Source organism: Mumia flava (genome assembly GCF_002797495.1).
Lineage (GTDB): Bacteria > Actinomycetota > Actinomycetes > Propionibacteriales > Nocardioidaceae > Mumia > Mumia flava.
Genome location: NZ_PGEZ01000001.1, coordinates 226744 through 240033, shown reverse-complemented (window position 1 = coordinate 240033; position 13290 = coordinate 226744). Strand labels below are relative to the sequence as shown.

The window sequence follows — 13290 nt, the reverse complement described above, 5'->3', positions numbered from 1 at the left end:
AGGGGTTGACATAACTATAACCCTCAAGTAGAGGGTTAAGGTTCGTCGGCTCGCCGGGGAGAGCGGTTTCCCGCAGAACTCGAAGCACACCCAAGCACGTGAGGGGCACCATCGTGGCAGCGCAGAACTACCTGGCCGTGATCAAGGTGGTCGGCATCGGCGGCGGCGGCGTGAACGCCGTCAACCGGATGATCGAGGCCGGTCTCAAGGGCGTCGAGTTCATCGCGATCAACACCGACGCGCAGGCCCTCCTGATGAGCGACGCCGACGTCAAGCTCGACATCGGGCGTGAGCTGACCCGCGGACTCGGCGCGGGCGCCAACCCCGGCACCGGCCGCCAGGCGGCCGAGGACCACGCCGACGACATCGAGGAGGTCCTCAAGGGGGCCGACATGGTCTTCGTCACGGCCGGCGAGGGCGGCGGGACCGGCACGGGCGGCGCGCCCGTCGTCGCCCGGATCGCCCGCTCGCTCGGTGCCCTGACGATCGGCGTGGTCACGCGTCCGTTCTCCTTCGAGGGCCGCCGCCGCGCCAACCAGGCCGACGACGGGATCGAGTCGCTGCGCGAGGAGGTCGACACGCTGATCGTGATCCCGAACGACCGGCTGCTGTCGATCAGCGACCGCGGGGTCACGATGATCGACGCGTTCAAGCAGGCCGACCAGGTGCTGCTGCAAGGCGTCTCCGGCATCACCGACCTGATCACCACCCCGGGACTGATCAACCTCGACTTCGCCGACGTGAAGTCCGTGATGTCCGACGCCGGTTCCGCACTGATGGGGATCGGCTCGGCGCGCGGGGACGACCGCGCGGTGGCCGCCGCGGAGATGGCGGTCTCGAGTCCGCTGCTCGAGGCGTCGATCGACGGGGCGCACGGCGTGCTGCTGTCGATCGCCGGCGGCTCGGACCTCGGGCTGTTCGAGATCAACGAGGCGGCCGCGCTGGTGAGCGAGGCCGCGCACGCCGAAGCCAACATCATCTTCGGCGCCGTGATCGACGACGCACTGGGCGACGAGGTGCGGGTCACCGTGATCGCCGCCGGGTTCGACGGCGGTATGCCCAAGCGACGCGACGCGTCGCGGCCCGCGCTGCGCCGTGACGCCGCTCCGGCCCGCCCGACTCAGCGCGAGACGCCGTCCTCGCCGTCGGTCGAGCGCGAGCGCGACCCGCAGCCGGTGGGCGCCGCCGCGAAGACGAACGGCAGCACGGGCGGCCCCGCGCCGTCGGAGCGCACGACGGCCGCGAGCTCGCGGACCGAGCCCGACCGCCCGCGCGAGGAGCGCCCGGACGGCGAGACCGAGGTGGTCCGGCGCAGGGACGGCTCGACCGCCAAGCGGCAGCCCGACGCGTTCGACGACGACCTCGACATCCCCGACTTCCTCAAGTAGTGCTCGCCTTCCACCATCGGACGCAGCGGGCCGACCTCGCCTTCACCGACCGCCACGGCGGCGCGAGCAGCGGACCGTGGGCGAGCCTCAACCTCGGCTCCAGCAACGGCGACGACGGCGAGGTCGTCGAGCGCAACCTCGCCGTCCTGGCCGCCGCTCTCGACACCGACCGTCCCCGGCTCGTGCTGATGCGCCAGCACCACAGCGCCCACGTCGCGGTCGTCGGAGCCGAGGACGTGGATGCGCCGCCGGACGCCGACGCCCTGGTCACCGACCGGCCGGACGTGGCTCTGCTGGTCCGGGTCGCCGACTGCGTCCCGGTGCTGATCGCCGACGACGAGGCGGGCGTGGTCGCGGCGGTGCACGCCGGGCGCCGTGGCGTCGAGCTCGACGTCTGCGGCGCCGCGGTGGCAGCGATGCGGGAGCTCGGTGCCCGGGCACCGGAGGCGTGGATCGGTCCGCGTGCCTGCGGGCGCTGCTACGAGGTGCCCGAGGGCATGCGCGACGAGGTCGCGGACCTCGAGCCCGCGACGTGGTCGGAGACGTCGTGGGGGACCCCCGCGCTCGATCTCGCGGCCGGCGTCGGGGCACAGCTGCGCCGCGACGGGGTGCTGGTGCACGATCTCGCCGACCACCACCCCGCCTGCACGATCGAGCACGAGGACTACTTCTCCTACCGGCGCCAGGGCGTACGGTCCGGCCGGCTCGGCGGGATCGTACGGTTGCGACCGTGAGCGACGAGCGCAGGAGCGAGCTGGCAGCCAACCTCGAGCGGGTGCGCGGCCGCATCACCGCCGCCGCCGAGGCGGCCGGGCGCGACCCGGCGGAGCTCACGCTCGTGGTCGTGACCAAGACGTACCCGGCCTCCGACGTCGCCCTGCTCGCCGAGCTCGGGGTCACCGATGTCGGCGAGAACCGCCATCCCGAGGCCGGGCGCAAACGAGACGAGGCCGCCGAGGCGGGGGCGCGACTGCGCTGGCACTTCGTCGGCGGACTCCAGACCAACAAGGCCAACGCCGTCACCCGCTACGCCGACGCCGTGCACTCCGTGGACCGGCTCCGCCTCGTCACGGCGCTGGAGTCCGGCGCGGCCGCGGCGGGTCGGCGGATCGACGCGTACGTGCAGGTGAACCTCGAGGGACGCGACGACGAGCCCGCCGGTCGGGCGGGTGCGGCACCGGCGGACGTACGGTCCGTCGCCGACGCGATCGCATCCGCCGAGCACCTGCGCCTCGCCGGTGTGATGACCGTCGCTCCGCTGGACGCGGACCCGGACGACGCGTTCGCCCGGCTGTCCGAGGTGGCCGCCGAGGTTCGTGCGGAGCACCCCGGCGCGGTCGCGATCTCCGCCGGGATGAGCGGTGATCTCGAGCAGGCCGTGGCGCACGGCGCGACACACGTGCGGATCGGGCGTTCGGTGCTCGGTGAGCGCCCTGCGCTCGGGTAGGGTCGCAACGACAGCGAGCAGGGGATTCGCAGCAGTTCCAGGGAGGTCAGGCGATGGCTGGCGCGATGCGCAAGATGGGTGAGTACCTCGGCCTCGTCGAGCAGGTCGACGAGTTCGACGACTACGACGACGACTACGCCGAGCAGGACTCGTCGCGCCGTTCGGCGCGCCCGGCGCCCCGCGAGTCCGAGGTGCGCACGGTCGCGCGCCTCGACGAGCGCCGGCGACCGACGCCGGTGCCGGCTCCGGTCGCCGAGTTCTCGCGGATCGTGACGCTGCACCCGCGGACGTACAACGAGGCCCGCACGATCGGCGAGCAGTTCCGCGAGGGGATCCCCGTGATCATGAACCTCACGGAGATGGACGACGACGACGCCAAGCGGCTCGTGGACTTCGCAGCCGGGTTGATCTTCGCGGTCCACGGCACCATCGAGCGGGTCACGAACAAGGTCTTCCTGCTGTCGCCGCCGAACGTCACGGTCACGGCCGAGGACCGTCAGCGGCTCGTCCAGGGCGGGTTCTTCAACCAGAGCTGATATGCGAGCTGTCGGTGAGATCATCAACTTCGTCCTGTGGGCTTGCATCCTTCTGCTGCTGGCCCGCTTCATCCTCGACTGGGTCCAGCTCCTGGCTCGCTCCTGGCAGCCCAAGGGCTTCGTGCTGGTGCTCTGCGAGGCCATCTACTCGGTGACCGACCCGCCCCTGCGGGCGGTCCGTCGCGTGATCCCGCCCGTACGGTTCGGGGGGATGGCGCTGGACCTGTCGCCGATGGTGCTCCTGATCGGCCTGTACCTCCTGCAGATCGTCAACCTGAACATCTTCTTCAGATGACGGGGATCTTCTACCCACGACCACCTCTCGCCTATGGTGGTCTCGGGGCGCCGGTCGGCGCCTCCCTGTGACCGAGTACGGTTGTCAGCAAGTGTCCGAGAATCATGACTCCGAGGTGAAACCATGCCGTTGACGCCAGAGGACGTGCGGAACAAGCGATTCACCCCCGTCCGGCTCCGTGAGGGCTACGACATGGGGGAGGTCGACCAGTTCCTCGACGAGGTCGAGGCCGAGCTCGAGCGCCTGACGCTGGAGAACGAGGATCTGCGCTCCAAGCTTGCCGCTGCGTCGTCCGGTCCGTCGACGTCGTCCTTCGACACCTTCCAGCCGCCTGCGCCGGCCCCGATGCCGGTGGCGCCGCCTCCGGCGCCCACGCCGGCCCCGGTGCCCGCGCCGACCTCCGTCGGCGACGCGTCGAGCGCTGCGGCTCGCCTGCTCGAGATCGCGACCAACAACGCGGACGAGCTCGTCGAGAACGCCAAGAACGAGGCCGACCGCATCCTCGGTGAGGCCCGGACCAAGGCCGACCGCGTCGAGAACGAAGCGCGCGGCAAGGCCGAGCGGATGGAGTCCGAGGCTCGGATGCGCGCGCAGAAGCTCGACCAGGAGACCGCGGAGCGCCGCCAGCAGGCGTTCGGCAACATCGAGAAGGAGCGCGACGACCTCAACCGCGAGATCGAGCACCTCCGCACCTTCGAGCGCGAGTACCGCAGCCGCCTCAAGAGCTACTTCCAGGCCCAGCTCTCCCACCTCGAGGGCGAGCAGTCGGTGGCCGCGGCCCTGCCGACGCAGCAGTCCGCGCCGGCCCCGGCCGCCGTGCACAGCGCACCGCCGGAGCACGCGCCGCGCCGCCTGAAGTCGCTGTTCGGCGACGACGACGGTCGCTGATCCTCAGGACACACGCGAGGGCCCGCCGAGCACCAGCTCGGCGGGCCCTTTCGCGTGTTCACCCGCATCCCGGCCCGCCGCTCCCGGCCTGACGGTCTCCGTAGCCAACTGGGCAGTGCCGCACTGGGCGCGGATGGTTCTCCGAGCCAGGTGGGGGTCTCCCCAGTTGGCTACGGAGTCTCCGGGCCCCGGCCGTTCGGTGGCGCGGCCGGTGGGGGTCTCCCCAGTTGGCTGGGCAGTCCCGCACCGGGCGCGGATGGTTCTCCGAGCCAGGTGGGGGTCTCCCCAGTTGGCTACGGAGTCTCCGGGCCCCGGCCGTGCGGTGGCGCGGCCGGTGGGGGTCTCCCCAGTTGGCTACGGAGTCTCCGGGCCCCGGCCGTGCGCTGGCGCGGCCGGGGCGGCGGGACTCAGGCGCGGACGACGGAGACGGTGAGACCGAGGTCGTCGTCCGCGGCGACGGTTGCACCGTCGGGGGCCGCGGACTCGGCGAACTCCAGCGCCAGCACCTCGCCGGCGATCGCGTCGGCATGGGCGCGTACGGCGTCGCCGACCTGACCGTCGGCACTCCAGGTGACACGGATCCGGTCGGTGACCTCGAGACCGGCGTTCTTGCGCGTGTCCTGGAGGAGGCGCACGACCTCCCGCGCGACACCGGCGCGACGCAGCTCGTCGTCGAGCTCGAGGTCGAGCGCGACGGTCTCACCCTGGTCGTTCACGACGGCCCAGCCTTCACGGGGGCGCTCGGAGACGATCACCTCGTCCGCCCCCACCGCGACCTTCTCACCGGCCACGTCGACGGTGAACGTCTCGCCCGCGGCGAGTGCACCGGCCAGCGCTGCGGCGTCCGCCTCGGCGATCGCGGCAGCGACAGCCGGGGTCTGCTTGCCGAACCGCTTGCCGAGCGTACGGAAGTTGCCCTTCGCGCTGTGCTCGACCAGATCGCCCCCGACGTCGGCGAGGGACTCGAGCGCGGTGACGTTGAGCTCGTCGCACACCTCCGTACGGAGCTCGTCGCCGAGTCCGGACCAGGCACGGGACGGCACCAGCGCACGGCGCAAGGGCTGGCGGGTGCGGACCTTCGCCTCGGCGCGCGCCGCCCGTCCGAGCTCGGTGATCCGGCGGGCGAGCGCCACCTGATCGTCGAGGCCCGCGACCTCGAGCGCGGGATCGGCGACCGGCCAGTCGGCCAGGTGCACGGAGTCGGCGGCCGCAGGATCGGCCGGGCGTACGACGTCCTGCCAGACCTGCTCGGTGACGAACGGTGTCAGCGGCGCCATCAGCCGGGTGAGGACGTCGAGGGTGTCGTGCAGGGTGGCGAGCGCGGCGGGGTCCCCGTCCCAGAACCGGCGGCGGGACCGCCGGACGTACCAGTTGGACAGGTCGTCGACGAAGGTCGAGATCGCGGTGCCGGCACGCTGGGTGTCGAAGCGCTCCAGGCTGGCGGTCACGTCGGCGACGAGTCGTTGCGTCTGCGAGGCGAGCCAGCGGTCGAGCACCGGCCGGTCGGCGACCTGCGGAGCGCCGTCGGCGGGAGACCAGCCGGCGCTGCGCGCGTACAGGACGTGGAAGGCGACGGTGTTCCAGTACGTCAGCAGGACCTTGCGGACGATCTCCTGGAGGGCGGTGTGACCCACACGTCGTGCCTGCCACGGTGAGCCGGACGCGGCCATGAACCAGCGGACCGCGTCCGCGCCGTGGGTGTCCATCAGCGGGACGGGCAGCAGGATGTTGCCGAGGTGCTTGGACATCTTGCGACCGTCCTCGGCGAGGATGTGGCCGAGGCAGACGACGTTCTCGTAGGAGTTGCGGTCGAAGACCAGCGTCGAGACCGCCATCAGCGAGTAGAACCAGCCGCGGGTCTGGTCGATCGCCTCGCAGATGTACTGCGCGGGGAAGGCGCGGTCGAACCTCTCGGCCGACCCTTCGACGTGCGGGTAGCCCCACTGCGCGAACGGCATGGAGCCCGAGTCGAACCAGGCGTCGATCACCTCCGGCACCCGGCGGTACGTCCCCTCCTCGCCGTCGATCGTGAAGGTGACGTCGTCGATGTACGGGCGGTGCGGGTCGAGCTCGGACAGGTCCCGGCCGGTGAGCTCGGACAGCTCGGCGAGCGACGCGACGCAGACCGTACGGGTGGGGTCGGCGTCGTTGCGCCAGATCGGCAGGGGCGTGCCCCAGAAGCGGTTCCGGGACAGCGCCCAGTCGACGTTGTTGCGCAGCCAGTCGCCGTAGCGGCCCCACTGGATGGTCTCGGGGAACCAGTTCGTGTCCTCGTTCTCCCGCAGCAGCGCGTCCTTGGCGGCCGTCGTGCGGACGTACCAGGCAGGGGAGGCGTAGTACATCAGCGGGGTGTGGCAGCGCCAGCAGTGCGGGTAGGCGTGCTCGTACGGGACGTGCTTGTAGAGGAGGCCTCGTGCCGTGAGGTCCTCGACGAGGGCCGCATCGGCCTTCTTGAAGAACGCACCGCCGATCAGGTCGAGGTCGGCCGCGAAGTGCCCGGTGCCGTCGACGGGGTTGACCATCGCGATCCCGTGGCGTCGCCCGGACGCGAAGTCGTCCGCACCGAAGGCCGGGGCCTGGTGGACGAGGCCGGAGCCGTCCTCGGTCGTCACGTAGTCCTCGGTGACGACGTAGTGCGCGTTGTCGTCCGGCCAGGCCACGAGATCGAACGGTCGTTCGTAGCGCCACCCCTCCAGCTCGGATCCGGTCAAGCGGTCGGTGATGTCCCAGCCCTCGCCGAGTGCCTGCTCCAGCAGCGGTTCCGCGACGACCAAGGTCTCCTCGCCGTTGGTCGCGGCGACGTACGAGACGTCGGCGCGCGCGGCGACGAGCGCGTTCGAGACCAGCGTCCACGGTGTGGTCGTCCACACCAGCAGGGCGGCCCGGCCCGCGAGCGGCCCGGAGGTCAGCGGGAAGCGGACGAAGACCGACGGGTCGACCACGGTCTCGTAGCCCTGGGCGACCTCGTGGTCGGACAGGCCGGTGCCGCAGCGCGGGCAGTACGGGGCGACGCGGTGGTCCTCGTTCAGCAGACCCTTGTCGTAGATCTGCTTCAGCGCCCACCAGACGCTCTCGACGTACGGGGTGTCCATCGTGCGGTACGGGTCGGACATGTCGACCCAGTAGCCCATCCGGTCCGTCATCTCCTCGAAGAGATCGACGTTGCGGAGCACCGCCTCACGGCACCGCGCGTTGAACTCCGCGATCCCGAAGGCCTCGATGTCAGGCTTGCCGTTGAACCCGAGCTCCTTCTCGACCGCGATCTCGACCGGCAGCCCGTGACAGTCCCAGCCGGCCTTCCGGTCGACCTGGTAGCCCTGCATGGTCCGGAAGCGTGGGAAGACGTCCTTGAAGACGCGCGCCTCGACGTGGTGCACGCCCGGCGTGCCGTTGGCCGTCGGCGGGCCCTCGTAGAACGTCCAGCGGGGTGCGCCGTCACGCTGTGCCAGCGAGCGGGCGAACGTGTCGTCGCGCTGCCACAGCTCGATCACCTCACGCTCGAGCGCGGGCAGGTCGACGTGGGCTGGGACGGGGCGGTAGGCGGCGGTCACGTGACTCCTCCGACAGAAAGACCTGGTTGGTGCTTGCTGACGAAGGGACGAGGCGTCGGGCCCCGCGGTACCACCCTTCTTGGCGTGCCGTCGGGCACACCCTCTCTTGCTCGCCGCTGCACGGTTCTACTGGACCCGAGGGTCGTTCCTCCGGCGGCTCAGGGGTGATGAACGACGCGGCGTGCCCCCGGGCTCCCACCGTCCCCGGGTCGCTTCTGGCGCGCGGATCGCGACGTCCCTGTCCCCGTCGTCACCTGCGGCTTCTCCGAGTGTAGTGCAGCCGGTGAAGGGGCGATCGGAGCGGCTGCCCCGGGCGACACGTGCATCTCGGCTTGTCTGCGACCCCGGGCGGGCCTACTCTTCCGGCACTGTTGCACATCGCGAACGCACCCGGCGCTCGGCGGTGTGCGAGTCGTGTGCACGACCGAGGGGGCCGAGCAATGGCAGGCGCAGCAACGACCACGAAGGCCGCGACGCGCGCGGGTCCGTCGAAGAAGACCGCGGCGAAGAAGACCGCGGCGAAGAAGACGGCCGCGAAGAAGACGGCCGCGAAGAAGACGGCCGCGAAGAAGACCGCGGCGAAGAAAACCGCGGCGAAGAAAACCGCGGCGAAGAAGACCGCGGCGAAGAAAACCGCGGCGAAGAAGACGGCCGCGAAGAAGACGGCCGCGAAGAAGACGGCCGCGAAGAAGACCGCGGCGAAGAAAACGGCCGCGAAGAAGACGGCCGCGAAGAAGACCGCAGCGAAGAAGACCGCGGCGAAGAAGACGGCCGCGAAGAAGACCGCGGCGAAGAAGACGGCCGCGAAGAAGACCGCGGCGAAGAAAACAGCGGCGAAGAAGACGGCCGCGAAGAAGACCGCGGCGAAGAAGACCGCCACGAAGGCACCAGCGAAGAAGACCGCCACGAAGGCACCAGCGAAGAAGACGACCGCGAAGAGAGCGCCCGTGAAGAAGACTGCCGCGAAGAAGACCTCCGCCAAGGCCGCGGCGCTCGCCGTCAAGGCGGACGAGTCACCGTGGACCCAGGCGGAGCTCGCCGAGGTGCTGGACGTGCTGACGAGCGAGCGCTCGCGGCTGTACGACGAGATCGGCATCGCCGAGCGCGGTCTCGCCGATCTGCTGAGCGGGGGAGTGGACGGAGCGGGCAACGATCAGGCGGACGTCGGCTCGAACTCCCTGGAGCGTGACGCCGAGATGTCCCTCGCCGCGAACCACCGGGAGCTCCTCGTCCAGGTCGAGAAGGCGATCAAGCGGATCGACGCCGGGACGTACGGCATCTGCGAGAGCTGCGGGCAGCCGATCGGGAAGATGCGGCTGATGGCGTTCCCGCGTGCGACACTGTGCATGACATGCAAGCAACGCGAGGAACGTCGCTGACCCCGTCGAACGACGACCCCACCACGCCGAGCCGCCGACGGCGGCTCGGCCTCTTCGTGGCGGTCGCGGTGATCGGGTACCTCACCGACGTCATCACCAAGATCATCGCGGTCGCCCGGCTCGAGGGCGCCGACTCCGTCGTCGTGATCCCCCACGTCCTGCACCTCACGTTCGTCCGCAATCCCGGGGCGGCGTTCGGGATGGCCACGGGTTTCACGATCGTGCTCACGCTCATCGCCGCCACGGTCTGCGTCGTCGTCATCCGGATGGCGCCGCGCCTGCGGGACCCGGGCTGGGCGGTCGGGCTCGGTCTGCTGCTCGCCGGGGCGCTGGGCAACCTGACCGACCGGATCTTCCGGGACCCGGCGCCGTTGCGGGGCCACGTCGTGGACTTCCTCCAGTTCCCGGACTGGCCGCCGAGCTGGCCGGTGTTCAACATCGCCGACGTGATGATCAACCTGGCGGCCGTCATCATCGTGATCCAGACCGTCCGCGGTGTCGGGCTGGACGGTACGCGAGCCGGACGGCACGAGGCGGAGCCGTCGTCGGACCCCGACCCGTCGGGTGCTCGCGGGGAGGTCGACGAGCCCGACGAGCCCGACCAGCGATGACCGGCCCCGATCTCTCGGGCGCCGAGCACCGCGTGTACTTCGTGCCCGACGGGCTCGCCGGGCAGCGGCTGGACGCCGCGCTCGCTCGTCTGCTGGGGCTGTCTCGCACCCGGGTGGCCGAGCTCGTCGCTGCCGGCCACGTCCAGGTGGACCATCACGCCGCCGGCAAGTCCGATCGCGTCGAGCCCGGGGCGTTCCTCGAGGTCACCATCCCGCGGGAGCGCGACCACACCGCGGTGGTCCCCGAGGTCGTCGAGGGTGTGCGGATCGTGCACGACGACGAGGAGATCGTGGTCGTCGACAAGCCGGCGGGCGTCGCCGCCCACCCGAGCGTGGGCTGGACGGGCCCGACCGTCGTCGGCCATCTCGCCGGCGCGGGGTTCCGGATCAGCACGTCCGGTGCCCCCGAGCGGCAGGGCATCGTGCAACGGCTCGACGTCGGGACGAGCGGCCTGATGGTCGTGGCGAAGTCAGAGCACGCCTACACCGTGCTCAAGCAGGCGTTCCGCGACCGCACGGTCGACAAGACGTACCACGCGCTCGTCCAGGGCCACCCGGACCCGCTCGAGGGCACGATCGACGCCCCGATCGGCCGGCATCCCAAGCACGACTGGAAGTTCGCGGTGATGGCCGACGGCCGTGCCAGCCTGACGCACTACGAGACGCTCGAGGCGCACCGCTTCGCCAGCCTGCTGACGATCAAGCTGGAGACCGGTCGGACGCACCAGATCCGTGTCCACATGGCTGCGCTCAAGCATCCGTGCGTCGGTGACCCGCTGTACGGCTCGGACCCGACGCTCGCGCGTCGTGTGCGGCTGGACCGGCAGTGGCTCCACGCCGTACGGCTGGGTCTCGAGCATCCGCGGACGCGCGACTGGATGGAGTTCTCCAGCCCGTACCCGCAGGATCTCGAGCACGCGCTCGAGGTCATCCGCGGCGCCGACTGACGTCCCGGACGGCCCGTTCGGGGCACGGGCGGCGGCGAGGGCTGAGCGACGGACCGACCTGTCGCGATGCCGTCATGCCCCCGTCCAACCCTCACGTTTTCGTGCGCGTCCTGTGTTGACTCCGTCACATCGTGGCTCTACGGTCTCTGCGTCTCGAAATATTCGACATCTGTTCGGATATGTCGAACGCTCTCGGGTCGACACTCCGAACCGACCTGCACGAAGGAGCACGCCATGAGGACTGGGCACAAGAGCGCGACTCTTGCGGCCTCCGCAGCCGCGGCCGCCCTGTGCGTCGGCGCGTTCGCCGCCCCGCCCGGGGTCGCGAGCACGTCGACCGCAGCCGCCGTGGACGAGCCGGACGCATCGATCGTCCTGGGCGAGACGAACGAGCCGGCCGGGCTCACCCAGGTCGAGCAAGGGGACGGGCAGACGACACCGGTCGTGATCGGCGGGCAGAGCGCGCGCCGTACGGTCGGGACCGGCGCCAAGTACCTGTACGTGGACATCGACGACGCGATCGCGTACGACAGCCCGTACGTCGCCTGCATCCGCGCGGAGTACTACGACGAGGGGAAGGACGGGCTGAGCCTGCAGTACGACTCGCAGGCCGGTGCGTACGCGTCGGCGGGAACCGTGGTCCGTGCCGACACCCAGGAGTGGCAGACCGCAGCCTTCAACGTCGTCGACGGGCGCTTCGCCAACCGGGAGAACGGCGGGACCGACTTCCGGCTGGCGGCCGGTTCGGCCGGCGTGGCCATCCACAGCATCTCGCTGACGATCATCGAGGACGACGACGGTGTGACGCTGCCGTGCGCGGCGGGCGAGGCGGCGCCGTCGACGAAGTGGAAGGTGCTCCACTCGGAGAACTTCCAGGCGCAGAGCCGGGCGGTCGACACCGACAGCGCGCCGTGGGTCCGCTACGACTACGACGAGCCGTTCGACACGATCATGGACGACGCCGGCGACTGGTGGAAGAACGACTACGGGCCGACCTGGGAGGACGACGTCCTCAAGACCTTCACGACCTACCGCAAGGAGGTGAGGTTCGGCAAGGACGACTGGCTGACCGCGACGCTGTCCGCGCGCGACTGGGACGGCTCGGGCGCGCCGCAGAACCCGCCGCGGATCTCGACCACGAGGCTCCCCACGAGCGAGAAGGCGCTCCGGATCGACTCGCCGGACTCCTACGGCGGTGCGTTCGTCACCACCAGCGAGAAGCTGCCGCCGGAGTACCGGCTCGAGTACCACCTGAAGACGCTCGACTTCGGCGGCCAGCGCAACGGCAGCATCCTGTACGACGGCAAGGAGAACGGGTACACGCCGGAGGACGAGCAGTGCAAGACCCAGTTCCCGTACGCCGAGGGAATCGGCACGCCGGGCTGGGACAACGACCCCACCGACCCGGACCCCTGCAGCTGGCAGAGCGTGGTCGACGGCCCGTTCGGCTACAACGCCTTCCACCTGCTCGGGATCGTCGACTTCGCCGACCCGAAGCCGGCCAACCTGCACTTCTGGCACTACCGCCGCAAGATCCTCATGGACTCCTTCGCCCAGCACCCGGACCGGATCGGGAGCGGGAGCGGCGGCCGGGTGTGCGACCCGAGCGACAACTCGTCGTACGCCTACCGGGACAGCACGTACAACGTGATCGACATGTGGTTCAACGGCCTGCCCAACTTCACGCCCGGCACCGGCGGCATCACCGGCAACTCGCAATGGTTCTCCACGACGTGCACGCGCGGGCTGCCGGTCCCGATCTCCCCGTACGCCGCGGCGGAGATGCAGCCCGAGCTGATGCCGAACTCCGACTACGTCTTCGCGGTCGAGCGCAGCGACACCGGCTACACGCTCGAGGTCACCGGTGACTTCCTGCGCGGCGGGTACCGCACCCTGCGGTTCTACTCGCCGTTCATCGGCGGTGCCACACCGATCTGGCACTACAACAACACCCCCGACCAGTACGACGGCCGCTACGACCGCTCGCTGGTCCAGAACGGAGTGTTCGCGCAGCAGGAGTGGGAGCACCAGTGGCCGTCCGACTCGGCGTACCCGGACTTCCCCGTCATCGGCGACCCGTACACCGACGCAGGTGAAGGGAGTGCCACGATCGATTCGATCAAGCTGATGGTGCCGAAGAAGAACTGAGCTGCGACCCCGTCGCCCGGAGTTCCCCCCGCGGGCGCCCGTCCGGATCCGACCGGGCGGGCGCTCGGGGCTTCCCGGGGCACTCGATCCCCCTACACTG

The 13290-nt window shown here is 70.6% G+C and carries 11 protein-coding genes; 10 read left to right on the top strand and 1 reads right to left on the bottom strand.

Going from position 1 to position 13290, the window contains the following annotated elements:
• The first annotated feature begins 110 nt into the window (after positions 1-110).
• From ftsZ to CLV56_RS01090, 6 genes are all read left to right on the top strand, one after another.
• Positions 111-1388 carry a cell division protein FtsZ gene (gene ftsZ, locus CLV56_RS01115; protein ID WP_039340283.1) on the top strand — a complete coding sequence of 426 codons (1278 nt, stop codon included), beginning with the start codon at positions 111-113 and terminating at the stop codon, positions 1386-1388.
• The gene (locus CLV56_RS01110; RefSeq protein ID WP_039340188.1) at positions 1388-2122 is read left to right on the top strand and encodes a purine nucleoside phosphorylase YfiH/LACC1 family protein; all 735 of its coding nucleotides are present in this window, start codon (positions 1388-1390) and stop codon (positions 2120-2122) included. Before ftsZ ends, CLV56_RS01110 begins: the two co-directional genes overlap by 1 nt.
• Positions 2119-2835 carry a YggS family pyridoxal phosphate-dependent enzyme gene (locus CLV56_RS01105; protein WP_039340189.1) on the top strand — a complete coding sequence of 239 codons (717 nt, stop codon included), beginning with the start codon at positions 2119-2121 and terminating at the stop codon, positions 2833-2835. Before CLV56_RS01110 ends, CLV56_RS01105 begins: the two co-directional genes overlap by 4 nt.
• A 53-nt stretch (positions 2836-2888) precedes the next feature.
• A complete protein-coding gene (locus CLV56_RS01100; RefSeq protein WP_039340190.1) occupies positions 2889-3371 on the top strand; it encodes a cell division protein SepF in 483 nt (160 codons plus the stop codon).
• 1 nt (position 3372) lies between these two features.
• The gene (locus CLV56_RS01095; protein WP_039340192.1) at positions 3373-3666 is read left to right on the top strand and encodes a YggT family protein; all 294 of its coding nucleotides are present in this window, start codon (positions 3373-3375) and stop codon (positions 3664-3666) included.
• Between the two features lie 123 nt (positions 3667-3789).
• Positions 3790-4554 (top strand): DivIVA domain-containing protein, encoded by a 765-nt coding sequence (locus tag CLV56_RS01090; RefSeq protein WP_039340193.1) that lies wholly within the window; start codon positions 3790-3792, stop codon positions 4552-4554.
• Between the two features lie 407 nt (positions 4555-4961).
• Here CLV56_RS01090 and ileS read toward each other — a convergent pair whose 3' ends face one another.
• A complete protein-coding gene (gene ileS, locus CLV56_RS01085; RefSeq protein WP_039340194.1) occupies positions 4962-8105 on the bottom strand; it encodes an isoleucine--tRNA ligase in 3144 nt (1047 codons plus the stop codon).
• 440 nt (positions 8106-8545) lie between these two features.
• Here ileS and CLV56_RS21300 point away from each other — a divergent pair, with 440 nt between their 5' ends.
• From CLV56_RS21300 to CLV56_RS01065, 4 genes are all read left to right on the top strand, one after another.
• Entirely contained in the window at positions 8546-9484 is a 939-nt protein-coding gene (locus CLV56_RS21300) for a TraR/DksA family transcriptional regulator (protein ID WP_100414251.1), read from the top strand.
• Complete coding sequence (gene lspA, locus CLV56_RS01075) at positions 9457-10095, top strand: signal peptidase II (protein ID WP_100414250.1); 639 nt, start codon at positions 9457-9459, stop codon at positions 10093-10095. The genes CLV56_RS21300 and lspA overlap by 28 nt, the downstream gene beginning before the upstream one ends.
• Complete coding sequence (locus CLV56_RS01070) at positions 10092-11042, top strand: RluA family pseudouridine synthase (protein ID WP_100414249.1); 951 nt, start codon at positions 10092-10094, stop codon at positions 11040-11042. The genes lspA and CLV56_RS01070 overlap by 4 nt, the downstream gene beginning before the upstream one ends.
• A 234-nt stretch (positions 11043-11276) precedes the next feature.
• Positions 11277-13190 (top strand): hypothetical protein, encoded by a 1914-nt coding sequence (locus CLV56_RS01065; protein ID WP_211287952.1) that lies wholly within the window; start codon positions 11277-11279, stop codon positions 13188-13190.
• The last annotated feature ends 100 nt before the right edge of the window (positions 13191-13290 follow it).

Excerpts from the sequence above, each read along its gene's own strand:
- CLV56_RS01100 (WP_039340190.1), top strand. The coding sequence starts at position 2,889 with ATGGCTGGCGCGATGCGCAAGATGGGTGAGTACCTCGGCCTCGTCGAG.
- CLV56_RS01095 (WP_039340192.1), top strand. The coding sequence starts at position 3,373 with ATGCGAGCTGTCGGTGAGATCATCAACTTCGTCCTGTGGGCTTGCATC.
- CLV56_RS01090 (WP_039340193.1), top strand. The coding sequence starts at position 3,790 with ATGCCGTTGACGCCAGAGGACGTGCGGAACAAGCGATTCACCCCCGTC.
- CLV56_RS21300 (WP_100414251.1), top strand. The coding sequence starts at position 8,546 with ATGGCAGGCGCAGCAACGACCACGAAGGCCGCGACGCGCGCGGGTCCG.
- lspA (WP_100414250.1), top strand. The coding sequence starts at position 9,457 with ATGCAAGCAACGCGAGGAACGTCGCTGACCCCGTCGAACGACGACCCC.
- CLV56_RS01070 (WP_100414249.1), top strand. The coding sequence starts at position 10,092 with ATGACCGGCCCCGATCTCTCGGGCGCCGAGCACCGCGTGTACTTCGTG.
- CLV56_RS01065 (WP_211287952.1), top strand. The coding sequence starts at position 11,277 with ATGAGGACTGGGCACAAGAGCGCGACTCTTGCGGCCTCCGCAGCCGCG.